The organism is Streptomyces sp. O3 (assembly GCF_054788135.1).
In genome coordinates, this window is the sequence record NZ_JBTVYK010000036.1 from 57,592 (window position 1) to 78,019 (window position 20,428).

Below are 20,428 nucleotides of genomic sequence, written 5' to 3' on the forward strand. Positions count from 1 at the left end.
GTGGAGGGGATCAATGCACATCAGCGAGCTGGTCGGCGTCGACGAGTGGCACACGGCCGAGGAACGCCCGTACGTCGTGTACAAGTACGCGGCCACTCTGGACGGGCGGATCGCCGCATCGGACGGCACGAGCCAGTGGATCACCAGCCCCGAATCCCGCACAGAGGTCCACGCCCTGCGTGCCGCGTGCCACGCAACCGTGGTCGGGTCCGGCACTCAGCAGGCCGACAATCCGCATCTTGCGGTCCGCTCAGTGCAGGACGACCCCAATCTGAAGGTCACTCTGCCCGTGGAGCAGCAGCCATGGCGCGTGATCGTCGATACAAACGCCCGTACCCCGGTCGGGGCCCGTGTTCTCGATGACGCCGCACCCACGATCATCGCCGTCGCTGAGGACGCCGACGCATCCCACCTGGACGGTGTGGCCACCCTGGCTCGGCTCCCCCGTGCCAAGCAGGGTCCCGGCCTGGACGTGGAGGCGCTGCTACGCGCCCTACACGAGCGTGAAGTACGCGGCCTGTTCCTTGAGGGCGGGCCCACTCTCGCCGCGTCCTTCGTGTCCGCCGGGCTGGTTGACCGCATCATCGCCTACGTTGCGCCCGCGCTCCTTGGCCGGGGTAAGAGTGGGCTCGAAGGCGGTGCCATCGAGACGATGGCCGATATCCGCCGGTGCGACCTTCTCGACGTAGCGCGGTCCGGCCCCGACGTCCGACTGGTCGCCCGCCCGCGCCGCTGACAGCCTCTCTATCCCTGGACGACGATGTTGTGTCCGCCGTACTCCCGTAGGAGCACGGTGTCGACGAGCCGATTCGTGTACAGCCGTCGGGCTTGGGGTTCACCGAGGTTCTCGATGGCCGTGAGGACGAGGCCGGGATCGGCGGCGGCTGCGGACCGTAGGTCGATGACCTCGGTCCGGCTCAGCTGCTCCAATCCGGCGTGGCCGTCTCCGCTGACTGTGATCGTCCTGTCGGACGTCTCAGCATCTCGCGCCTCCCGGTTGACGATCTCGGCTATCGCGTCCTGGAACGTGGTGGTGGGTGCCACGGAGGCCGCTGGGAGGGGCGCTTGGGCGTCCCGCTTGGCGCGGTGCCGCAGCGTCGCCGTGATGTACGCGGCCGGTTGTGCGGGGTGCCAGGTGAGGTGCCAGGCGTGGAGTTCGGCGGCGATGCCGTGGACGTCCAAACCCGCGTCGATCAGGGGGCGGAGCGCATAGGCAAGGCGTCGCAGGCCCTCGCGTTGGGTCCAGGTGACCAGGGGCCGGACCTGGCGGGCGATCTGGATGTCGCGGGCGGCCTGGAGTGGGGAGCGCCATGGAGTGGCTTTCCGGGTACGGCGTCGCGGCGCGCGCTTGCGCGGAGTGTCGTTCAACTCCCCGCTCACCTCAGCTTTCCGCGCATGGGGGTGGCGGGTAGGGGAATGGGGCTCACGGTGTCGTGAACGGGACGTTCCCGCAGGCGGGTTGGCTGCGGGGCGGGCCGCGGCCCGTGCGGTTTCCACGGCGTCTCGGCACCCGGCTTCGGTGACGCCGACGACCCGTGCCTCGTACCCGTGGCCTGACAGCCGGTGCCCCATGGCCGCGTCGTACACGGGCGGGATGGTGGCGGCGTAGATGGTGGCCGTACCGGCGTACTTCCGGCCGGGCAGATGCAGGTTGCGGCGAGTGCCGTGCCGGTGCCAGGCGAGCGCGCCGAGCTCGCGTAGCACTCGCACGTGCCGCTTCAACGTGGCCTGGGAGATACCGAGTCGGGCCGCGGTGCGCTCAAGGTCGTACAGGACCAGACCGCGCTCGTAGTCCATCCGCCCGGCGAGGTCGCGAGCCACGGCGAGGGTGGTCGTGTTGGCGCGAGGATGCAGCCCGGCACCGACCAGCCAGTCGATGGCACGCAGCCACTGGCGGGGCGTGGCGTGCCGGGCGTCCGTGGTGACCACTTCCTGCGACGCGCGCGGCACCGCGCCCCACGCCGACGCTGGGGCCGCGTGCGGGCATAACGCTTCAGCGCAGCACGAAACCGCGCCGGGATGGTGGTGCAAAGGCAGTCCTAGGAGGTGAAGGAGGCGGGCGGTCTCTGGAGAACCGCGATCCGCAGCTGAACGGCTAAGCTATACGGCCGATCAGACAGCTCGGCCGTCTGTTGATCCTCAGGTGCCGGTACTGACCTCCTCGGCAAGGATCTGTCGGACGCGACCGAAGCTGATGTCGAGTTCAGCGCCGATTTGCCGGTACGTCATGCCGCTCTGGTGCATCTCAAGCACTGCTGCCCGACGCCGCGCCCGCATCCGCGTACGCGCCTCACTCATCAGCTTCGTCAACTGCTGTGCGCGCACGGCCGGAGGCTCGTTCACCGCGACGGCGTCGATAGCATCAAGCACGCGCTGCACCTCCTCTGCCCGGTCCGTCATGTCCGCTCCTCTCCGAGGCGGGGAGGCGGAGTACTCGCACGGTGCTGTGTAGTGACCCTACATGAGTGTAGCGTCACTACACAAACTGCTCGGAGAAACCACCTCTGACCGTTCAACTGATAGACCCCAACCGGCGTTGCGGCGCCATATAGCCAGGGGCCAGCCAGACCGCCAGATCACACCAGGAGTCCCGCCAGGCTGCATCTTCCCACCCGCTGCCAGCACCGCGAGGCGCACCGCCTTCCGATCAGAGGCACGCCATAAGCGGCCTATCTTGAGACCCTGACGCAGGAGAAGAGGGAAGGGCAGGACAGACGAAGCTCGGCACTATGGCCGACCTGACGGCCAACCTCGACGATGGCCGCGTACCTGAACGCGATCGGCGGCGAGCTGACCACATCAGCTGGTAAGGGTTTCAACACCAAGAGTATGGTCTCTAGTATGGCAACTAAGAAAGTGACCGTGACGATTCCCGAAGATCTGCTCGACGAGATCCGCGCGGACGCGGCAGAGCGGGGGCTCTCGGCGTACGTCACCGAGGCTCTGCGGTTCAAGCGCGACCGGGACCGGCTGCTGGAACTGGTCGAGTGGCTACAGGAAGAACACGGTCCGGTCACCGAAGCCGAACGGGCCACCGCGCTCGGAGAGCTTGAGGATCTCGACTCCGAGCACGACCGCCGACGGGCGGCGCGAAGGCACAAGGCAAGAGAGACAGGAGAGGCAGCCGCGTGACCAAGCGGACCGGCCAGCACGGTCAGGGCCGCCCCCTGCGCGTCTTCGTACTCGACTGCGAAGCCCTGTCCCTGGCCGTACGCGGCGACCGGCGGATGATCGCCTGGCTAGACCTCGCGGCCAGCGGCGAGGCCGAGGTGGTGACCTCTCCGATGACACTGGTCGAGGCGTACGACGGCAGAACCACCGAACAGCGATGGGACTGGGCACTCTCCCGGCTTCACGTCGCCGATGTCGGCAAAGACGAGGCCCGCCAAGCCCGGCGGCTCCTGGCTGACGCCGGCTTGCACGGCCACAAGTACGCGATCGACGCGGTACTCGCGGTCATCGCGCGACAGCGGAAAGGCCAGGTCACCGTCTTCACCTCGGATGTGGACGACCTGGAGAAGCTGGTGCCGGACACCACCGTCGTCAAGAAGGTGTGACCCGGTGCCCCAGCCTCGATTCAACCAGCCGGACGCGCACCGCACCGCCACGCTCAAGACCCCGGATACGAGGCCGCACCACCGCGCACGCGCGTGAGAGCACACACAGCACAACGCAGCGCAGCGCGCGAGGCCGGAAGGAGACTCCGGGGCGGGCGCGGTCAGAGCGGCAGATCGTCGGGCAGCACCCGCAGCGCCTTGTACCGGCCGAGCGGGCGTACGGCTCGGAAGTCACGGCGGTCGACAGTGAGAACGGCGTCGGTGTCGTAGTCGCCGGCGAGGGCCACGTTCACGGCGTCCGCCAGGTCCAGGTCGAGATCCCGATACCGGGCGCGCACGGACCGGGCCGCCCCCACGTGGTCCTCCGTGACCTCGGGGACGACGATCCGGCCCCGGCGCATCCAGCGCCGGATGTCGTCGACAGCGCTGAGTGCCGCGTCACGACCGATCTCACGAGTGGCGACGTGATCGAACTCGGCGAGCAGCAAAGGCGACATGACCAGCAGCCCGGCAGCCACGATCACCTCGCTCGCCACCCGGTGCTCAGGGTGCGCGGAGTCGAGCGCCGCCAAGAGCCCGGACGTGTCCGCGACGACGACGATCACACGACGGACCCGGCCCCGGACCCGGCTTCGGCCTCTCGACGCACGGCGTCGGCGACGGCGTCCCGCACCTCACCCTTGCCGGGCGTACGGCCGGACCCCTCGAAGGTGCGGGAGAAAAGAGGCTCGTCCCAGACACGGTTGGCCATCGCCGCGAGATGAATGCCCTGGCGGATGATCTCGGCTTTGCTGACGCCCCGCCGCTTCGCGGCCTCCTTGACGATCGCGAGGTCTTCGGGATCCGCGTAGACGTTGGCGCGCTTCATGGACATGTACCAATTGCTAGCGTATACACCATATTGGTGTACGTTCAAACTCAGGGAAGACACCGTGGTGCGGCGAAGATACGCCGCTTCCTGGACCGGCTCGCCGCCCACCCCGACGACGTCGAGCCGCGCGTCCTGACTCCGCACTCGCCCGAGCCAGACCCCCGACGAGCTGGTCAACGCCGACCTGAAGCACAGCCTGCCTAAACAACACCGGGCCCGGAACCAGGTCGAACTCGCGGCCGAGACCCGCCGCTTCTTCCACGGACGCCAGCGCCAGCCGCACATCATCCGCGGCCGCGTCGGCGGCCCGCACGTCCGCTGCATCCTGGACGAGAACCCCATGAGCTTCTGATCAACAGCAGCCTCGGAGGCACCAGGGGCCGCTCGGGCATATTACGCGTCGGGGTGTTCGGGGCAGCGTGCAGAATCAGCCCCTCCGCTTCGCGGCAGGTGTTCCCGATTCCTTGCCTGTCTCCACAGGGAACGCACAGAAAACACGCGGCACTTACCGACTCCTTGACACTCCGGCAACCTTCCGTCCCACTATACGATTTGCGTCAACCTCATCTGAACAGCGGCACTTTCCCCGCCTGTTAGAACATATGCGCCTATTGTGTCTGCCGCGCCCACAGGTTCAGATCCGACGCCTGATGAGTGCGGCACGAGGGGGGATCTGGCGGGCGGCCAGCGCAGTTTCCGTGTCCCGCCCCCAGCGTTGGAGGCTTTCCATACTCCCGACGGCCACCGGCTCGTCTCTCTGTGTCTGACCCGCACCGTGCTTGACCACCACGAAGGGGAAGCGTTCATGCCCGCTAAATCCAGTACCGCACGCCGTAGAACGGCCCGTGTCCTCGCCGTCGGCGGGATAGCGCTGACCGTCGGGGTAGGTGCCACAGTGGCGTGGGCCGCGATCGTGACCGACAACATGTTCCCCACCAAGTACGCGTCAGGGCTGTGCCGTGACGACCCTGAGGGCGGGGACGGTCGGATCACGTGCCGCACCGACAACGCGACGCTGACCTACTACATGGACAGCAAAGATCCGATGAAGCTGGAGTCCGCCGACAAGGCCGACGTCCGCAGGAGCATGAAGTACGACTTCCAGCCGACCGACTTCAAGGTCAGCTATGACTCGTCGCCGTCGTTTTCCGGTTCTGCCGAGACGGACATCATCTACCAGGAGAGCTCGTCGAAGCTCCCCCGTAACGCGGACGGCGTCACCTGGTGCAACGACGCCGCGAACTCCACCAAGTGCGACCAGCAGTACATACGCATCAGACCGCAGTACACGCGGGGCATGGTGTGCCACGAGACCGGGCACGCGGTCGGCCTGTTGCACGGCGACCAGGCGTACCCGAGGAAGAGCAAGACGGACAAGGCGCTGGGCTGTATGAAGACTCCCGTGGGGACTGACCAGGGTCTGGGCTCCAACAACAAGGGCAACATCAACCGCACCTACTGACCGGGAACGGCGACGGCGAAGGGCTGACAGGGACCGAACGTTTTCCCGGCCGCCCCCGTCGTTACGTAAACGAGCGAGGCGAAGGAGACGACCGTGCAACGCCGTACCCGTATCACCAGCGCCGCGGTAGGGGCTGTAGTGGCTGCCGCCGTGGCGGCCACCGTCCTCACCGTCACGAACGACTCAGGCCAGACAGCACAGGCCGCCGTCGGTCAAGACATTCTTCTTGCCGAAGGATCGGACCGACTGCCCAACCAGACCGCTGAGGACTGGGTGACTTACGCCGACCACGTCGTGATCGTGTCCGCTGCCTCCGAACGGGAAGTCGCCCCGGACAAAGCGGAGATCGATCGGGGTGAGGGGCTCATCGGACGGAACGTGAACCTCAAGGTCGACAAGGTGCTCTGGTCACGCGACGGAGCCCCCCAGGCCGCGCCGAAGGCCTGGGAGTACCCCACCCTGGGGTGGCAGTTCAAGAACGACGACGTGAACAACCGCCAGAAGATGGCCGTGGCGGACTCCCCGCGCCTGGAGAAGGGCCACTCCTACATCATGGCCATCGTGTGGGAGGAGGCCCAGTGCCCCGAAGGAGACGAGAAGCAGCCCGCTGGATGGTTCGGCCTCGGGGAAGGCTCGGAGATCCCCTACGACAACGGGGTCATCGGCAATGGCGAGAACGAAGGCAGCATCCACAAGGTCACCAAGACTGGTAAGGCGCCTCTCTCCGTGGCCGCGGCGACCGAGGACGACCCCAATGCCGGTCTGGAGGAACGCCTGGCCGGGCAGAGCGTAGACAGGCTGGTGGCCGAACTCGAGGCGGCCAAGCCGGTGGAGAAGGAACAGTTCGGCGAGCCCGCCCCCTGCGACTGACCCGCGCACGACGCAGTAACAGAGCCGTCCCCGGACCGAACGTTTCCGGGGGCGGCTTCGTCATGGAAGGGAACGAGGCGAAGGGGAACACCGGATGGTGCGATGGCGAGAGCGAAGAAGGACCGCCAGGGAGATTCCTCCCACGGTGGCCAGGGACAGCGGGCGTATCCGTGCCGTGCTGCTGATGTGCGGGATGCCCTGGCAGGATCTCGACGACGGTGTACAGCAGGTGAGGCTGAAGTTCCTTGAGGCCCAAGCGGACCCCGGCCAGCCGGAGATCCGTGACGTATCAGCCTGGGTCGCGGTGGTGGCCTCACGGGTCGCTGCCGACTGGCACCGGGGACGGGCCAAAGACACGCGGTTGCGGGCCCGGCTGGCCGCCCGTTGGTCCCTGCGCCCTGCGGAGCACCCCCAGGAGCACCGTGACCTGGCACTGACCGTGGCCGGTGGGCTGGAGCGCCTGACGCCGCTTCAGCGCCAGGCGCTGGTCCTGCGCTACTACACGGACCTGCCGGTGTCCGGTATCGCCGAGTTGCTGGGGGTGCCCGAGGGGACGGTCAAGAGCCGGATACACGCGGCTGTCGCGGCGTTGCGTACGGAGCTGGGCGATATGGAGGCGATCTGACATGACACACGATGAGCGGGAGCCGACTCTCGGCGAGGAAGAACGGCTGCGACTCGCTCTCCGGGTCATAGGCGACGAGGCCGCCCGCCGGGGGCCCGAGGCACGGGCGGCGGCACCCACGGTGTGGTGGCGGCACACCGGGCCGCTCGCGGCGGTGGCCGTGGTTGCCGCTGTCGTGCTGGGCATCGTCTTGAGCGGCAGGGCAACCGACGGCAGCGAGGGTGGCGACGCGATGGCGGAAGCGCAGAGCGAAACAGAGGCCATCGCCTGCGCCCGCATGATCGTTGAGGGCGATATCGTCAAGGTACGGGAACCGTCTGACCGGGGGAGGGTCCTGGTCACGCTGGATGTGACGGAATGGTTCAAGCCCGCACACGGTGCCGGGCGGATCCAGCTCGATCTCGTTGACCCGGCCATCGTGGATGTCGACAGGTCATACCAGAAGGGTCAGCACGTGCTGATCTACGTCCCCATCCGCGAAGATCTGGACGCCAACCCCAGCATCGACGACGAGGTTCCGTCCAGGCGGAAAAACCTTGAACACAACCTGCCCAGGTCACAGGGGGTGGAGTGCCCGCCGTACTGGAAGAACTCTGAAAGTTGAAACCCCACGGCCGCCGCTGCTCTCGTAGTCCAGCAGAGTGGGGGCGTAGACGTCGGCCGCGCCGTGGAGGCGCTTGCGTACCGCCGTTCCCGTAGTGCCGTGGTGCGTGAGATACGTGACCAGGGCCGAGCAGTCAACGACGATCAACGGCCCTGCCGGCCTTCGTCGATGGCGGCCAGAACATCATCGGTGGTGAAGTCCGCGGTGGCTTCACGCTCCAGGCGCTCGGTGATCTCCGCCCAGGCCGGACGGGCGGTCTCGCGCGCGATCATGTCCTGCATGAACGCCTGGAGGGACTGCCCGGCCTGGGCCGCGCGGCAGCGCGCGGGGCCGGAAGGGAATCCCCCTGGCCCCGCGCCCGCGCGCGCCCGCCGCGCCCCGTGACGGTGCTGCCCCTCACATCACCGTCACGGCCGCCGCGATGACGCCCAGCGCCAGCACGGCCAGGGCGGTGCGCAGGTAGTGGTAGCGGCGCCACAGGGGGCGTGGGTCCTCCCAGTCCGCCGGGATGTCCGCCGGGTCGGCGATCGACTTGACCCGGCGGTTGATCGGCACGTTGCACAGGTGGGACACCCCGGACACGCCGAGCAGCAGCACCGCGCCGACCGCGAAGAGCAGACGGCTGGGGCCGCTGGCCGCCACCGCCAGCGCCCCGGCGACCAGCGTGCTGCTCAGCACGATCACCGGCATCGTGGGGTCCCAGTTCCGGCCGATCAGCCGGTGCGCGTACACATAGGTGCCGGTCTCCATCGCGAACAGCGCGGGCAGCACGCTCAGCGCGACGGCGAACAGCACCCCGGCGGTGACCCCGCTGCCGAGCAGGGCCGCGACCACCAGCACCTCGGTCATGACGCCGCAGCCCCCACGGGGTGGGTGTCCACGGTCAGCTGGGAGACCACGCGCATGGTGGCGTTCCGGAAGTACGCGGCGAACGCCTCCGGCGAGCTGGTGTCCCGCGGCTCGGCGAGCAGGTGCGACAGCTGGGCCTCCGCCGAGTGCACGCCCGCCTGGGCGGCCATGTGGCGGCCGATCGCCGCGAAGTCGCCCTCGTAGTGGATGACCCGGACCACGACGTCGTCCTTGACGAACACCGCGGTGCCGAGCAGCCGCCCGGCCTGGGCGCCGTCCGCCGCCGCGAAGTCGGGGGTGTCGACGCGCTGGAACTTGTCGAAGATCTCGGCGATCTCGTCCTCGTGGCCGGGCTTGACCCGGTAGGTGATGGCTGCGTAGGGCATCAGATTCCTCCGTCGACTTCGATGGTGGTGCCGGTGATGTACGCGGCGGAGTCCCCGGCCAGGAACAGCACCGCGCCCGCCACGTCCTCGGCGCGGCCCAGCCGTCCCAGCGCGGTCAGCCCGGCGAGCTTGGCCGCGAGCTGCGGGGGCAGCCCGGCGCCCGGCTCGGAGTCGGACTCGGTCACGCCGGGGGCGACCAGGTTGACCCGGACGCCACGCGGCCCGAGCTCCTTGGCCAGCGCGCGGGTGAACCCGACCAGCGCGGCCTTGGACGTGCTGTAGTGGACGCCCTGGGGGCGGCCGCGCAGCGCCACCGACGCGCCGATGTTGACGACCGACGCGCCGTCGCCGAGCGCCTCCAGGAGGGACTGGGTGACCAGGTAGGCGGATGTCGTGTTGTGGTCGATCACCCGGTTCCACTCGGCGTCGTCCAGCGCCTCGAACGGCCGGTGCCCGTCGACGCCGAGGTTGTTGACCAGTACGTCGAGGCCGCCGGGCCCGAACCGGTCGGTGACCGCCCGTGCCAGCTCCCGCGCCCCGTCACGGGTCGTCAGGTCGGCCTGGACGGTCTCGGCGTCGGCGCCCAGCGCGTCCAGTTCGGCGGCCAGGGCCTTCGCCGCCTCGTCGTCGTGGCCGTAACTGACCACGAGCCGGGCGCCGGACCGGGCGAAGGCAAGCGCCGTCGCCCGGCCGATTCCCTTGGTACCGCCGGTGACGACCACCCGCGGGGCCGGTGTCGCAGCGGTCACCGGACCGCCCCGGCGCGCGGCGCGACGCTGATCATCTGGAGCAGCAGCCGCGGGGTCTCGGCCTCCGCGACCGCGTCGTCGTCCAGCACGATGCCGTACCTGCGGTTGATCACACTCGTGACCTGGAGCAGGGCGAGGGAGTCGTAGCCGAACTCCAGAAACGGGGTGTCCAGGGCCTTCTCGCCCTCCAGCGCCATGCCCTCCTCCGGGGCACCGACGCACTCGAGCAGCAGCTCACCGAGCTCGGCCAGGGTTATGTCGCTCACGATGGTTCCTCTCGCTTCCTTGACAGGTCAGTGGGCCCTCGCCAGTTGCGGACCCGCGGCGTGCAGTAAGTACGGCTAGTACGGCGTGGTGTGCAGTACGGCGTGGTGTGCAGTACGGCGTAGGGACGGATCACGCCGCGGCGGACAGCTCAAGCTGCGGCGAGGAGTCGAGCACCGCACGGTGCAGCTGCTCGATGCTGGGTGACGGGTCGAGTCCGAGGCTCTGGTTCAGACTGCGACGGAGCTGCTGATAGACCTCCAACGCGTCGCTGCGGCGCCCCACTCGGTACAGCGCGAGCATCAGCTGCTCGTGCATCGCCTCGTGCAACGGATGCCGGGCGGCGAGCCCGGAGAGCTCGCCGATGAGCTCATGGTGGCGGCCCAGCCTCAGGTCTGCCTCGATCCGGCGCTGAAGCACGCTCATCCGCGACTCGTCGAGCCGGGTGGCCTCCACCTCGAGCAGCGCTCCGCACTGGATGTCGACGAGCGCCCTGCCCTGCCACAGCGCCAGCGCGCGGCCGAAGTAGGAGGACGCCCCGGCCCAGTCGCCGTGGTGCAGCGCCCGGTGTCCGGCCAGGGACAGCGCGTCGAACTCCTGGGCGTCGAGCAGTCCTCCGTGGATGTCGAGCAGATAGCCGCCGCCGGGCTCGGTGACGAGCACGCTCTTGGCGCCGCTGGGCAGGTGCGCGCCCGCGCCGGTGCTGTCCGCGTCGAGCGCGGCGGCGATGGCGTTGCGGATCTGCAGGATGTACGTCTGCAGCGTGGTCTGGACGCTGCGCGGCGGGCTCTCGCCCCAGACCTCCTCGACCAGCGAGGCGACCGACACGACCTGTCCGGCCTGGAGGGCGAGCAGGGCGAAGACCTTGCGGGGCTTGACGGCGGTGAGCTGTACCGGTGTTCCGGCCAGGGTGGCCCTGAACGGGCCGAGGACGCTGATGTCCATACGCGGATCTCCTTCGAAGAACGTGAGTCAGCCGGCCGGTTGGGGCACTGTCGCGGACCGCAGCGTCTCGCCCACCGCATGGGGTACGTCGCGGTCGCGGACGAAGAAGTGCGTGCCGAGGACCTTCTGGAACCGGAAACGTGCCGTGGTGCAGTGCTCCCAGGCGGCGACGTCGTCGCCGTCGCCGAGCAGGGGGTCGTTCTCTCCCGCGTACGCGTCGAGCGGGCACGGCAGCGGTGTCACGGGCCCGCGCCGCAGGCTTCGCGCCAGGAGCAGGTCGGCCCGCAGGGTGGCCAGGGTGCCGCGGAGCCAGCCGGGCCGGTCGCGCAGGGGCGCGGGGATGGCCTCCTGGTCCCCGAGCGCCTGGATCAGCGCCGCGTCGGGGAGGTCGGGGCTGAGCGCCGTGTTCAGCAGCGGCGAGTCCAGCTGGGGCGCGGGGCACGCGCCGACCGCCAGCAGTCGGGGCGGGCGGTGCCCGGACCGTACCCGCCGCTGGGCGAGCCGGTAGGCGACCAGCGCCCCCAGGCTGTGCCCGTAGAACGCGTACGGCTCGTCGAGCAGCGGCCCGAGGTCGCGGTCGAGCTCGTTCAGCAGCCGCTCGCCGTCGGTGATCCGGTCCTGGGCGCGCAGGGTCTCCCGGCCGGGCAGCCGCACCGGCAGTACGGACACGTCGTCGCCGACGCGCTGGCGCCACCCGGCGAAGCTCAGGGCGCCTCCGCCGGCGTGGTGGAAGCAGAACAACCGGACACGGCTGTCGCCGGATTCCGGCCAGACTGCGAGATAGCGCTGCACCCGATCCCCCTTCGTGTCGGCACCTCGGTCAGGTGCTCGGTTGAGCGTCGGGTGACCTCCTCGGCATCGGCTCAACTGGTGCTGGAGTGCGGCTCTCGTATCTCCGGAAGCAGCGGGACAGTGCCGCCGGAGTCCGGTCGGCCGCCGAATCCGGGGTCCTGCAGGGCCGCGCTGACGCGGTAGCCGACGCTGTGGGCGTCCTCCACCAGCCAGTTGTGGAAGGACCACTCCTGGCCGATTCCGGGCGTTCCGTCGGGGCGCAGCAGGCGCGGCCGTTCCTGACCTGGTCCGAAGCCGAATTCGGTGAAGTGGAACCGCAGTCCCTGGCCGATCGCCTTGCTGTAGGCCTCCTTCAGCGTCCACAGCCGCACGAGTTCGCGGTCCCGCCGGTCCTCGGGGACCTGGTCGAGTGCCTCCAGTTCGTGGGGGGTGCAGACGCGTAGCTCGGTGCCGAGATCGAGCATGCGGCGGCTGGCGGGCTCGGTGTCGACGCCGATCCGTCCGGCCTGGGACAGGCCCACGACCAGCAGTCCTTCGGTGTGGCTGAGGCTGACGTCCAGCTGGTCGATGCCGCGCAGGTACGGGCGGCCACCGGGTTTGTAGGCCAGCTCCAGATCTCGGGGCAGGATGCCAAGACAAGCGCTCGCCGCGGACTTGAGCAGCAGTCGGGCGGCGACGAACCGCTCCCGGTTCCGGGAGGGGGGCAGCTGCCGCATCCGCGCGTGGTCCGGGCCCAGGTCGGCGGCGAGCCAGTCGGCGTCGAGGTCCGCGGGCAGCCAGTCGTCCACCGCCGCGTACACCACGCAGGCGCCGTACGCGCCGAGCGTCTCGCACACCTGGTGCCAGGAGTGTCCGGGCCCGCGGTGCCGCAACGGCCGCGGCACGGCGGGGACTTCGGCGGGGACTTCGGCGGGGGTTTCGGCGGGGGTTTCGGTGAGGCTCATGGCGGCGTCGTCCCTCCTGCTATCCGCCGATGGCGGTCGCGTACAGGTCGTAGCTGCGGGCGTCGTCGAACCGGTCCAGCAGCTCGGCGAGGAGCGCGTCCTCGCCCGACGGGGGCGTACGGGGCGCCGACTTGTCCAGTCGGCAGGCGATCCGGGCCAGCGCCATGGCCGCCCAGACCGGATCGGCCAGGAAGCCACCGGCCGGGCGGTGCCGCCAGACGCCGAGGCAGGCGGCCCCGGCGACGATCAGCGCGTACCGCTCGGCCAGCGCGTAGGCGCGCGGGCTCACCGGCCCTTCGGCGGGCTGCGCGGCGAGTTCGGCGCAGGCCTCGCGCAGCGCGCGCGCCTGGTCCACCAGGAGCGCGGCCGACTGGGCGAGCAGCGGGCCGAACTCCCCGGCCGCCCCGCTGGCGGCCTGCCGCGCCGACTCCTCCAGGGAGTCGAGCAGCGAGTCCCGGTCCGCGGCGCGTACGTCGTCCTGGAGCCCGTACGACGGAAGGTCCGCGTCGAACGGCCGGAACAGCCCCGCGACCTCGTCGGCGTGCCCCGGCGCGGCCAGCGAGGGCAGCCGCAGCAACTGGGCGATGAGCACGGCCCTGCTCGCCGACGCGCCCGCGCTGCCGAGGCCGATCATCGACAGATCGCGGGTGGTCTTCTGGAAGATTCCGTAGCTGCCGCTCGTGGCGTACGCCTCCGCTCCGAGCACCACCGACAGGTCGTCCATGGTCTCGCTGAGGATGGACGGCAGCAGATACTTGGCGACGGCGCTGAGCGTCCCGCTCTCGCGGGGCAGCAGATGCACCGCCCGCGTGGCGACCAGCGCCAGGCAGTCGCACACCAGCAGGTCGGCGAAGGCGTTCACCAGCGCGCCGCGGGTGCGCGAGGAGCGCAGCGACGCCCGGCTGCGGGACCGGTGGGCGCGCGCGAAGGCGGCCGTGGTGCGCAGCGCGGTGTCGGCGCAGCCCAGGGCCATCGACAGACCGGCGCTGCGGGTGAGCGGGAAGACCAGTTCGGTCAGCCGGGCGCCGCCGCCCCGCTCCCCGATCAGCCGGCCCGGCTCCAGCCGGTGGCCGTCGAAGGCGACTCCCTGGATGAGGCAGCCGCGTACGCCCAGGGTCCGGCGGCGCGGCAGCACGGCCAGGCCGCCGTCTCCGCCGTCCCCGCCTGCCGCGCCCCCGCCAGGCCGGGTCGGTCCCGGCGCGAGAAAGGCGCTCAGCCCGTCCGGGGTGTGCGCGAAGACCACCAGGGCCTGGGCCCGGCCGGCGTTGTTGAGGGCGTCCTTGCGGCCGCTGAGGAGATATCCGTCGCCGTCCGGCGTCGCGGTGAGCCGGTTGCGCAGGAAGTCGTTGCCCTGCGGCGGCTCGGGATAGGCGCCCGCCATCCGGCCCCCGGCGAGCAGCACGTCGGCGCTCTGTCTGCGCTGCGCCGTACTGCCTCCGGCCCAGACCACGGCGGCGGCGAGGTACGAGGTCAGCCCGTAGCCCAGGCCGAGTGCCGCGTCCCGCCGGAAGACGGCGCGCAGGACCCGCGCCAGGACGTCCAGGCGGCCGAGTCTGCCGCCCAGTTCGCCGGGCACGAACTCGGCGTTCAGCTCGAAGGAGTCCAGCAGCCGCTCGGCGGCGGGCAGCGGCCGCTGACGGCTGTCGGCGGCGAGGAACTGCTGCGCCCCCAGCGGGTTGCCCGGATCGTCGAAGTCACCGAATTCCTGTTCGAGTCGGGCGATGCGCTCCTGGACCGCGGATTCGGAGGTTCCGTCCACCGTGTTCACGCGCGCGTCCTCCTGCCCCACCGCGTTCAAGACGCGCTCGAGGTCGCATGGCCAGAATGCGTATCGCCGCGACTGGAAACGGACACCGCGTCCACAGACACCGCGTCCACGGACCCGGTGCCCACAGGCCCCGCGCCCACGGGCACCGGGTCCGATGACCACAACTCCGGCGCGGCCGGGTGCGCCACGGGCCAGTACTCCGCGGCGTGCTGGGCGTACTGCGGCCACACCGGGCCGCCCGGAACCCAGAGGAGTCCGTAGGTCACCAACGCTTTCCACGCCGACCGCAGCAGCCGGTCGACCATGCTTCGAGCGACAGTGTCGTCGGCGTTCCGTGTTGCGGGCATGTCGTAACCGTCCCTTCTGAGCTAGACAGGGTCACGGTCGCGGCTGGAGCTCGGTGGTTCCTCGAGGAACTCTCGACGTACACGCCTCCACCCGTCCTCGAGCGTCGCGCCAGCCGCTCCCGAGCGGGCGGCTCTGCACTGCGGCGATGCGGTTCTTTACGGCTCAACGGCTCAGCCGGGGTCGAGTGCCATTCGAGAAATACGTCATACCTTCCTGTACCGGGCAAAAAGGCGCCAAACAACGGGGGTGCCGGCGCCCGTATGACATGCAGGGGGTCCCTGAATGACCGGCTACCGCAGCTTTACCGACGTGTTCACGCACCGAGCCGAGCAGACACCCGAGCGTACGGCGCTGCTCCTGATCCCGGACAGCGACGAGCGGGGCCGCCCCGAGACGGTCTCCTATCGCGCGCTCGCCGCGGCCGCCCGCGAACTGGCCGGGCGGCTGTGCGCCGACGGCGCGACCGGCCAGCCGGTCGTGTTGCTGCACGCCTCCCCCTACCGGTTCGCGGTGTCCTTCCTGGCCTGCCTGTACGCGGGGGCGGTCGCCGTGCCCGTCCCCGCGTCCGGCGGCACCGGCCATCACGAGGACCGGGTGGCCGGAGTCGTCCGGCAGGCGTCCCCGTGCGCCGTGCTCACCGACGCCGTGCTGGCCCCTGACGTCTCCCGGCTGCTGGCCAGGCACGGCCACGGCTCGCTGCCCTGCCTGGCCACCGACATGGTGTCCGGACGTCCCGGCGCCGAGCTGCCCGAACCCGGCCCGGACACGGTGGCGTACCTCCAGTTCACCTCCGGCTCCACGGGCAGCCCGAGGGGCGTGGTCGTCACCCACGGCAATCTGCTCGCCAACCAGGAGGCGCTGGCCGCCCTGCTCGGCGCCGGGCCCGGATCCCGGCTCGGCGGCTGGCTGCCGTTCCACCACGACATGGGTCTCGTCGGGCAGTTGCTGCACCCGCTGTGGCTCGGCGCCACTGCGGCGGTGCTGTCACCGTCCGCCTTCGTCCGCCGCCCGGCGCGCTGGCTGGAGGCGATCGGACGGTACGGGATCGAGGTCAGCGGCGCCCCGGACTTCGCGTACGACCTGTGCCTGCGGCGGGTCACCGACGAGCAGCTGGCCGGGCTCGACCTGTCCGGCTGGCGGGTGGCGGTCTCCGGCGGCGAGCCCATACGGGCCGAGACCCGGCGGGCCTTCGTCGAGCGGTTCGCCGCCGCCGGTCTGCGCCCGGAGGCGATGCACGCGGCGTACGGGCTGGCCGAGGCCACGCTGCTGGTCTCCGGAGACCGGGCGGAACCGAACGAACAGCCCTTCGACACCGCCGCCCTGGAGCAGGGCAGGCTGGCCGCGCCGCGCCCCGGACGGCCGACGCGCACCCTGACCGCCTGCGGCACGGCCCTCCAGCCGAGCCGGGCGCTGGTCGTGGACCCGGACACGCGCGAGGTGCTGCCGGACGGCAGGGTCGGCGAGATCTGGGTGGGCGGGCCGGGTGTCTCCCCCGGCTACTGGCGCGACCGCGCGGCGAGCGCGGAGCAGTTCGGGGCCGCGACCGCCGACGGCACGGGCGGCCTGCTGCGCACCGGCGACCTAGGGGCGCTGGACGGCGGGCGGCTCTATGTCACCGGGCGGCTCAAGGACATGATCGTGGTGGCCGGGCGCAACCTGTATCCGCAGGACCTGGAGCGCACGGTGCAGAGCGTCAGCATGCTGTTCGGCGCCGGTACCGCGTTCTCGGTGCCCGGTGAGCGCGAACGCGTCGTGGTCGTCCAGGAGTTGCGCACCTATCAGCAGTACAACCACGATCTGGAGGAGCTCGCCCAGGGTGTCCGCGAACGCCTCACCGAGGAGTTCGACATGTCCGTCGCGGGCGTGCTGCTGGTCAGGCCCGGCACCGTACGGCGCACCTCCAGCGGCAAGGTGGAGCGGGCCGCGATGCGCAAGCTGTTCCTCGGCGGCGGACTGCGGCCGCTGTACCAGTACCTGGACGACGACCTTCTGACGCCGGTGGGCGCGGCACGCTGAAACAAGACCGCGCGGCGCACAGACGCGGGACGCACGGGCACGGACGACGGCCACAGACGCACGGACGCACGGACGCACGGACATGGACGCACACACAACAGGAAAGGAGGCGGGACGTGAGCGCAACGGCACCGGGCGATCCCGACGAGGGGGTCTTCACCGCCTGGCTCTCCGAGCGGATCAGCAGACACGCGCGGCGTGAGGTCCGCGAAGGTGAGGAACTGCCCGCCTGGGGGCTGGACTCGGTCGCGCTGCTCGGCCTGTTCGGCGAGATCGAGGAGGAGTTCGGCTCGCTGCTCGACCCCGCGGACCTGTGGGCCCATCCGACCATCCGCGACCTCGCCCGCTATCTGGCGCTGCGCCGCGGCATGACGCGGCACTCCGGCCGGGTGCGGGCGGTGTTCGTGTTCACCGGACAGGGCTGCCAGCATCCCCGGATGACCGCGGGTCTCTACGAGGCGCTGTCCGCCTACCGGTCCCATCTCGCGCGGGCGGACGAGGCGCTCGCCCCGCACCTGGGCCGCTCGGTCCGCGACCTGATCCTCGACGGCGGCCCCGAGACCCGGACGAGCGCGCTGGCCCAGCCGGCGCTGTTCGCCGTCGGGTACGCCCTGGCGATGACGCTGCGGGAGGAGCAGGAGGTGTGCCCGGTGGCCGTACTGGGCCACGGCACCGGCGAGATCGCGGCGGCCGTGCTCGCCGGGGCGCTGTCCCTGGAGGCCGCCGCCGAGTTGGTGTGTCTGCGCGGGGCGCACATCCAGCGGCTGCCGTCCGGCGGCGGGATGATGGCGACCTGCGCCAGCCCGTTCGAGGCGGCCGACGCGGCGGCGAGTGAACCCGCGGTGTCCATCGGGGCGTTCAACGCGGCCCGCGCTACGGTACTGTCCGGCGCGGTCGACGGCCTGGAGCGGGTCCGGGACCGGCTGGCCACGGTCGGCATCGCCAGCACCTTTCTGCCGGTGCCGCACGCCTTCCACTCGCCGCTGATGGAGCCGGTCACCGCGCGGTTCGAGGCCGCCGCCCAGCGGCTGCCGACGGCCGCGCCCGAACTGCCGTACTACTCCACCGTGTACGGGGGACGGTACGAGGACCCGTTGACGGCCGCGTACTGGACGACCCAGATCACCGCACCGGTACGGTTCGCCGACGCCACCCGCCAGATGTACGCCCAGCAGACCCCGAGCCATGTGGTGGAGATCGGCCCCAAGGCCGTGCTCACGCCCTTCCTCCGGCGGATGGCCGGGGCGCAGGGCCCGGAGTGCCTGGTCGCCTGCCGTGGTCCGGGCAGCAACGCGGTAGACCTGGCGGGGGTGCTGTCCAGCCTCAACGGCGGCCCACTGGCCGAGATCTGACCGTGCGTGGAGCGCGCCTCGGGTCGGCGGGCGACAGCGATCCGCCCCCGAGGCAGCACGGATGGGCGCATGCACATGACAGCGTGCGACGTCGCCTCACAGCAGCGACTGTGACAGCGGCGACGTCGCTCACTTACGCACGGACAGCGCCCCAGAACCGCCAGCACCCTCCGGCACACCGCTCCGCGCGCCCTCCGCGTGCCGTTTCGCGAGACCCAGCACCCGCGCGCTCTCCCGCGCGAGCCGCTCGCGCAGCTCCTCGCGCGCGGCCCGCGCCGCGTCCGCGCCCTCGCCGAACCGCCGCCGCACCCCGTCCTCGTCGAGCAGCGCGTCATGCCGCGCGACGACGGCGACGCCGCCCGACACGTCGGGCTCGACCGACCACTCCCCCGTGTGCGCGGCGACCAGCGCGGGCCGTTCGGTGTCCCGGACCCGCTTGTGCACGACGCGCCCGGCGTGCGGAAAGCCGAGCCGCACCGACTCGGTCGTCCGGGGTACGCCGTCGGCGTCGCGCAGGTCGACCGTCATGAGCTGAACGCCCGGCCGGTGCTCGGCGATGCCGATCCCGGTGGCGCCGGGCACCGCGTCGGTCCGGTCGCCGAACCGGTGCAGGAAGTCGTAGGCGCGCTCGCCGGGCCCGTCGACGCGCACCGAGCACTCGAAGGACAGGACGAGTTCGTCCAGGCGGCTCCAGCCCTCGGCGAGCCGCTTGAAACTGTCGAGCCCGGTGCGGCTGTTGTCGTCGATGACCGACGTCACCCGGTCGGCGTCAGCGCGGGCGGCACCGGCGACGGTGACGTCGTGGTGCAAGGTGACCAGGCAGCACTGGGCGCCGAGCTGCTCGACGGTCCAGCTGCCGCCCATGGAGGTCACGGGCGCGCCGGTCAGCTCATGGCGGAAGTCCACGCGGCGCGCCACGGGGTCCAGGGTGCGCCGCGACGTCCAGGACCTGACCTCGCCGTCGGCGGCGCCCCACATCCGCAGCCGCTCCCGCCGCCCGTCGAACTCCAGTCGCTCGACGTGGACGCTGGACGGCCAGAAGACCGGCCAGCGCGCGGAGTCGGCGATCAGGCCGTAGAGCACGCCCGCGGGGGCGTCCACCCGCAGGCGGTGAGCTATCTGGTGCACAGGCGCGAGGTGCATCCCTACCCCCTCTGCTCGTCCAGCCTCATCATGGACTGTGTCCTGACCGGGTAGCGGCCAGCTAGTACGCCCCTCGATCGCCGCTCGAGCGCACCCCACCGCACCCCACCGCACCCCGCGACGCGCCCGGCGAAGGGCGCGCCGAGCCCCGGCTCGACGGCGGCTCGATCATCGCGCGGGCGCCCTGCCGCACCCTGCTCACCGAGGCAGACGGACGAACGGGAGCGCCCATGACCCGCTATGAGGAAGTCGCGGGGTTCTACGCCCGCCAGATGCGCCGCCTGGACGAGGGGGACGCCGAAGGCTGGGCGGCCACCTTCACCGAGAACGCGGTCTGCCGCATCTCCACCCGCCCGGAGCCGATGCGCGGCCGCGCGGGCCTGGCCGCGGGGGCGCGTAAGGCGGTCGCCGCGATCGTCGCCGCCGGGGAGCGACGCCGCCATATGACGGGCATGTTCGACATCGAGGAGCGGCCCGGCGGCGCCCTGTTCGTCCGGGCGTACACCGTCGTGTACGCCACCCCCGCGGGCGGCGCGCCGCGCGTGCACCAGGTCTGCGCCTGCGCGGACACTCTCGTACGGCAAGACGGCGAACTCCTCGTCCAGGACCGGAACATCACCGTGGACGACGGACCGCCCGGCCTCGACGCCAGGTGAACGGCCGCCGACCACACACGCCCCGCGAACACGCGGGGCGCGCGGGGCGGCGGCCGGGTAGCTCACTGCGGCGGGTTGCCGTGCTTGCGCGAGGGCAGATCCGCGTGCTTGGTGCGCAGCATCGCCAGCGCGCGCACCAGCACCTCCCGCGTCTCGGCGGGGTCGATGACGTCGTCGACCAGGCCGCGTTCGGCGGCGTAGTAGGGGTGCATCAGCTCGGCCTTGTA

Annotated in this window: 25 protein-coding genes; 10 read left to right on the forward strand and 15 right to left on the reverse strand. The window is 70.9% G+C overall.

The genetic code is table 11. The features are described from left to right. Nucleotides 1-13: 13 nt before the first annotated feature. Nucleotides 14-736, forward strand: a complete 723-nt coding sequence (locus ACX6XY_RS19275; protein WP_460332178.1) for a RibD family protein — start codon at nt 14-16, stop codon at nt 734-736. Nucleotides 737-744: 8 nt separating this feature from the next. Here the strand turns inward: ACX6XY_RS19275 and ACX6XY_RS19280 are convergent, their stop codons facing one another. Next, nucleotides 745-1,950 carry a cell wall protein gene (locus ACX6XY_RS19280; protein WP_460332179.1) on the reverse strand — a complete coding sequence of 402 codons (1,206 nt, stop codon included), beginning with the start codon at nt 1,948-1,950 and terminating at the stop codon, nt 745-747. A gap of 189 nt (nt 1,951-2,139) precedes the next feature. After that, nucleotides 2,140-2,400 (reverse strand): helix-turn-helix domain-containing protein, encoded by a 261-nt coding sequence (locus ACX6XY_RS19285; RefSeq protein ID WP_460332181.1) that lies wholly within the window; start codon nt 2,398-2,400, stop codon nt 2,140-2,142. Nucleotides 2,401-2,841: 441 nt separating this feature from the next. Between ACX6XY_RS19285 and ACX6XY_RS19290 the strand changes: the two genes are divergently transcribed. Both ACX6XY_RS19290 and ACX6XY_RS19295 read left to right on the forward strand, forming a co-directional pair. Then, entirely contained in the window at nt 2,842-3,132 is a 291-nt protein-coding gene (locus ACX6XY_RS19290) for a ribbon-helix-helix domain-containing protein (protein WP_460332220.1), read from the forward strand. After that, a complete protein-coding gene (locus ACX6XY_RS19295) occupies nt 3,129-3,557 on the forward strand; it encodes a hypothetical protein (protein WP_460332183.1) in 429 nt (142 codons plus the stop codon). Before ACX6XY_RS19290 ends, ACX6XY_RS19295 begins: the two co-directional genes overlap by 4 nt. 161 nt (nt 3,558-3,718) lie before the next feature. On the opposite strand, the gene ACX6XY_RS19300 is transcribed toward ACX6XY_RS19295, so the two are convergent. Further along, nucleotides 3,719-4,162: a PIN domain-containing protein gene (locus ACX6XY_RS19300; protein WP_460332185.1), complete on the reverse strand. Its 444-nt coding sequence runs from the start codon at nt 4,160-4,162 to the stop codon at nt 3,719-3,721. Then, the gene (locus ACX6XY_RS19305) at nt 4,159-4,431 is read right to left on the reverse strand and encodes a ribbon-helix-helix domain-containing protein (RefSeq protein WP_460332187.1); all 273 of its coding nucleotides are present in this window, start codon (nt 4,429-4,431) and stop codon (nt 4,159-4,161) included. Before ACX6XY_RS19305 ends, ACX6XY_RS19300 begins: the two co-directional genes overlap by 4 nt. 892 nt (nt 4,432-5,323) lie before the next feature. On the opposite strand from ACX6XY_RS19305, the gene ACX6XY_RS19310 reads away from it, so the two are divergent. From ACX6XY_RS19310 to ACX6XY_RS19325, 4 genes are all read left to right on the forward strand, one after another. After that, nucleotides 5,324-5,890, forward strand: coding sequence for a zinc metalloprotease (locus tag ACX6XY_RS19310; RefSeq protein WP_460332189.1), 567 nt, complete (start codon nt 5,324-5,326; stop codon nt 5,888-5,890). Between the two features lie 138 nt (nt 5,891-6,028). Then, complete coding sequence (locus ACX6XY_RS19315) at nt 6,029-6,760, forward strand: hypothetical protein (protein WP_460332191.1); 732 nt, start codon at nt 6,029-6,031, stop codon at nt 6,758-6,760. 94 nt (nt 6,761-6,854) lie between these two features. Next, the gene (locus ACX6XY_RS19320) at nt 6,855-7,385 is read left to right on the forward strand and encodes an RNA polymerase sigma factor (RefSeq protein ID WP_460332193.1); all 531 of its coding nucleotides are present in this window, start codon (nt 6,855-6,857) and stop codon (nt 7,383-7,385) included. Nucleotide 7,386: 1 nt separating this feature from the next. Further along, entirely contained in the window at nt 7,387-7,989 is a 603-nt protein-coding gene (locus tag ACX6XY_RS19325; RefSeq protein WP_460332195.1) for a hypothetical protein, read from the forward strand. 143 nt (nt 7,990-8,132) lie between these two features. Here the strand turns inward: ACX6XY_RS19325 and ACX6XY_RS19330 are convergent, their stop codons facing one another. From ACX6XY_RS19330 to ACX6XY_RS19370, 9 genes are all read right to left on the reverse strand, one after another. Next, entirely contained in the window at nt 8,133-8,270 is a 138-nt protein-coding gene (locus ACX6XY_RS19330; protein ID WP_460332196.1) for a hypothetical protein, read from the reverse strand. A 115-nt stretch (nt 8,271-8,385) separates the two neighbouring features. Beyond that, nucleotides 8,386-8,838, reverse strand: coding sequence for an anthrone oxygenase family protein (locus ACX6XY_RS19335; RefSeq protein ID WP_460332198.1), 453 nt, complete (start codon nt 8,836-8,838; stop codon nt 8,386-8,388). Continuing rightward, nucleotides 8,835-9,224 (reverse strand): SchA/CurD-like domain-containing protein, encoded by a 390-nt coding sequence (locus ACX6XY_RS19340; RefSeq protein WP_460332199.1) that lies wholly within the window; start codon nt 9,222-9,224, stop codon nt 8,835-8,837. Before ACX6XY_RS19340 ends, ACX6XY_RS19335 begins: the two co-directional genes overlap by 4 nt. Then, nucleotides 9,224-9,973 (reverse strand): SDR family NAD(P)-dependent oxidoreductase, encoded by a 750-nt coding sequence (locus tag ACX6XY_RS19345; protein ID WP_460332201.1) that lies wholly within the window; start codon nt 9,971-9,973, stop codon nt 9,224-9,226. The genes ACX6XY_RS19340 and ACX6XY_RS19345 overlap by 1 nt, the downstream gene beginning before the upstream one ends. Continuing rightward, nucleotides 9,970-10,239: an acyl carrier protein gene (locus ACX6XY_RS19350; RefSeq protein ID WP_460332203.1), complete on the reverse strand. Its 270-nt coding sequence runs from the start codon at nt 10,237-10,239 to the stop codon at nt 9,970-9,972. Before ACX6XY_RS19350 ends, ACX6XY_RS19345 begins: the two co-directional genes overlap by 4 nt. A gap of 130 nt (nt 10,240-10,369) precedes the next feature. Next, complete coding sequence (locus tag ACX6XY_RS19355; protein ID WP_460332205.1) at nt 10,370-11,182, reverse strand: AfsR/SARP family transcriptional regulator; 813 nt, start codon at nt 11,180-11,182, stop codon at nt 10,370-10,372. 27 nt (nt 11,183-11,209) lie between these two features. Further along, nucleotides 11,210-11,974: a thioesterase II family protein gene (locus tag ACX6XY_RS19360; protein WP_460332207.1), complete on the reverse strand. Its 765-nt coding sequence runs from the start codon at nt 11,972-11,974 to the stop codon at nt 11,210-11,212. A gap of 71 nt (nt 11,975-12,045) precedes the next feature. Continuing rightward, nucleotides 12,046-12,918: a 4'-phosphopantetheinyl transferase family protein gene (locus ACX6XY_RS19365; RefSeq protein WP_460332209.1), complete on the reverse strand. Its 873-nt coding sequence runs from the start codon at nt 12,916-12,918 to the stop codon at nt 12,046-12,048. Between the two features lie 19 nt (nt 12,919-12,937). Then, a complete protein-coding gene (locus tag ACX6XY_RS19370; protein ID WP_460332211.1) occupies nt 12,938-14,686 on the reverse strand; it encodes an acyl-CoA dehydrogenase family protein in 1,749 nt (582 codons plus the stop codon). Nucleotides 14,687-15,343: 657 nt separating this feature from the next. On the opposite strand from ACX6XY_RS19370, the gene ACX6XY_RS19375 reads away from it, so the two are divergent. Both ACX6XY_RS19375 and ACX6XY_RS19380 read left to right on the forward strand, forming a co-directional pair. Continuing rightward, complete coding sequence (locus ACX6XY_RS19375) at nt 15,344-17,050, forward strand: fatty acyl-AMP ligase (RefSeq protein WP_460332212.1); 1,707 nt, start codon at nt 15,344-15,346, stop codon at nt 17,048-17,050. A gap of 116 nt (nt 17,051-17,166) precedes the next feature. After that, the gene (locus ACX6XY_RS19380; protein ID WP_460332214.1) at nt 17,167-18,402 is read left to right on the forward strand and encodes an acyltransferase domain-containing protein; all 1,236 of its coding nucleotides are present in this window, start codon (nt 17,167-17,169) and stop codon (nt 18,400-18,402) included. Nucleotides 18,403-18,531: 129 nt separating this feature from the next. On the opposite strand, the gene ACX6XY_RS19385 is transcribed toward ACX6XY_RS19380, so the two are convergent. Next, the gene (locus ACX6XY_RS19385) at nt 18,532-19,545 is read right to left on the reverse strand and encodes an aromatase/cyclase (RefSeq protein WP_460332216.1); all 1,014 of its coding nucleotides are present in this window, start codon (nt 19,543-19,545) and stop codon (nt 18,532-18,534) included. Between the two features lie 230 nt (nt 19,546-19,775). Between ACX6XY_RS19385 and ACX6XY_RS19390 the strand changes: the two genes are divergently transcribed. Beyond that, entirely contained in the window at nt 19,776-20,201 is a 426-nt protein-coding gene (locus ACX6XY_RS19390) for a nuclear transport factor 2 family protein (protein ID WP_460332218.1), read from the forward strand. A gap of 62 nt (nt 20,202-20,263) precedes the next feature. On the opposite strand, the gene ACX6XY_RS19395 is transcribed toward ACX6XY_RS19390, so the two are convergent. Further along, nucleotides 20,264-20,428, reverse strand: a 165-nt coding sequence (locus ACX6XY_RS19395) for a carboxyl transferase domain-containing protein (RefSeq protein WP_460332221.1), incomplete at its 5' end; no start/stop codon positions are given.

Bases quoted from the DNA above. Each gene is read 5' to 3' on its own strand.
- ACX6XY_RS19275 (WP_460332178.1), top strand. From the start codon at position 14: ATGCACATCAGCGAGCTGGTCGGCGTCGACGAGTGGCACACGGCCGAG.
- ACX6XY_RS19285 (WP_460332181.1), bottom strand. From the start codon at position 2,400: ATGACGGACCGGGCAGAGGAGGTGCAGCGCGTGCTTGATGCTATCGAC.
- ACX6XY_RS19290 (WP_460332220.1), top strand. From the start codon at position 2,842: ATGGCAACTAAGAAAGTGACCGTGACGATTCCCGAAGATCTGCTCGAC.
- ACX6XY_RS19305 (WP_460332187.1), bottom strand. From the start codon at position 4,431: ATGTCCATGAAGCGCGCCAACGTCTACGCGGATCCCGAAGACCTCGCG.
- ACX6XY_RS19320 (WP_460332193.1), top strand. From the start codon at position 6,855: ATGGTGCGATGGCGAGAGCGAAGAAGGACCGCCAGGGAGATTCCTCCC.
- ACX6XY_RS19325 (WP_460332195.1), top strand. From the start codon at position 7,387: ATGACACACGATGAGCGGGAGCCGACTCTCGGCGAGGAAGAACGGCTG.
- ACX6XY_RS19330 (WP_460332196.1), bottom strand. From the start codon at position 8,270: ATGCAGGACATGATCGCGCGCGAGACCGCCCGTCCGGCCTGGGCGGAG.
- ACX6XY_RS19335 (WP_460332198.1), bottom strand. From the start codon at position 8,838: ATGACCGAGGTGCTGGTGGTCGCGGCCCTGCTCGGCAGCGGGGTCACC.
- ACX6XY_RS19340 (WP_460332199.1), bottom strand. From the start codon at position 9,224: ATGCCCTACGCAGCCATCACCTACCGGGTCAAGCCCGGCCACGAGGAC.
- ACX6XY_RS19355 (WP_460332205.1), bottom strand. From the start codon at position 11,182: ATGGACATCAGCGTCCTCGGCCCGTTCAGGGCCACCCTGGCCGGAACA.
- ACX6XY_RS19365 (WP_460332209.1), bottom strand. From the start codon at position 12,918: ATGAGCCTCACCGAAACCCCCGCCGAAACCCCCGCCGAAGTCCCCGCC.
- ACX6XY_RS19385 (WP_460332216.1), bottom strand. From the start codon at position 19,545: ATGCACCTCGCGCCTGTGCACCAGATAGCTCACCGCCTGCGGGTGGAC.
- ACX6XY_RS19390 (WP_460332218.1), top strand. From the start codon at position 19,776: ATGACCCGCTATGAGGAAGTCGCGGGGTTCTACGCCCGCCAGATGCGC.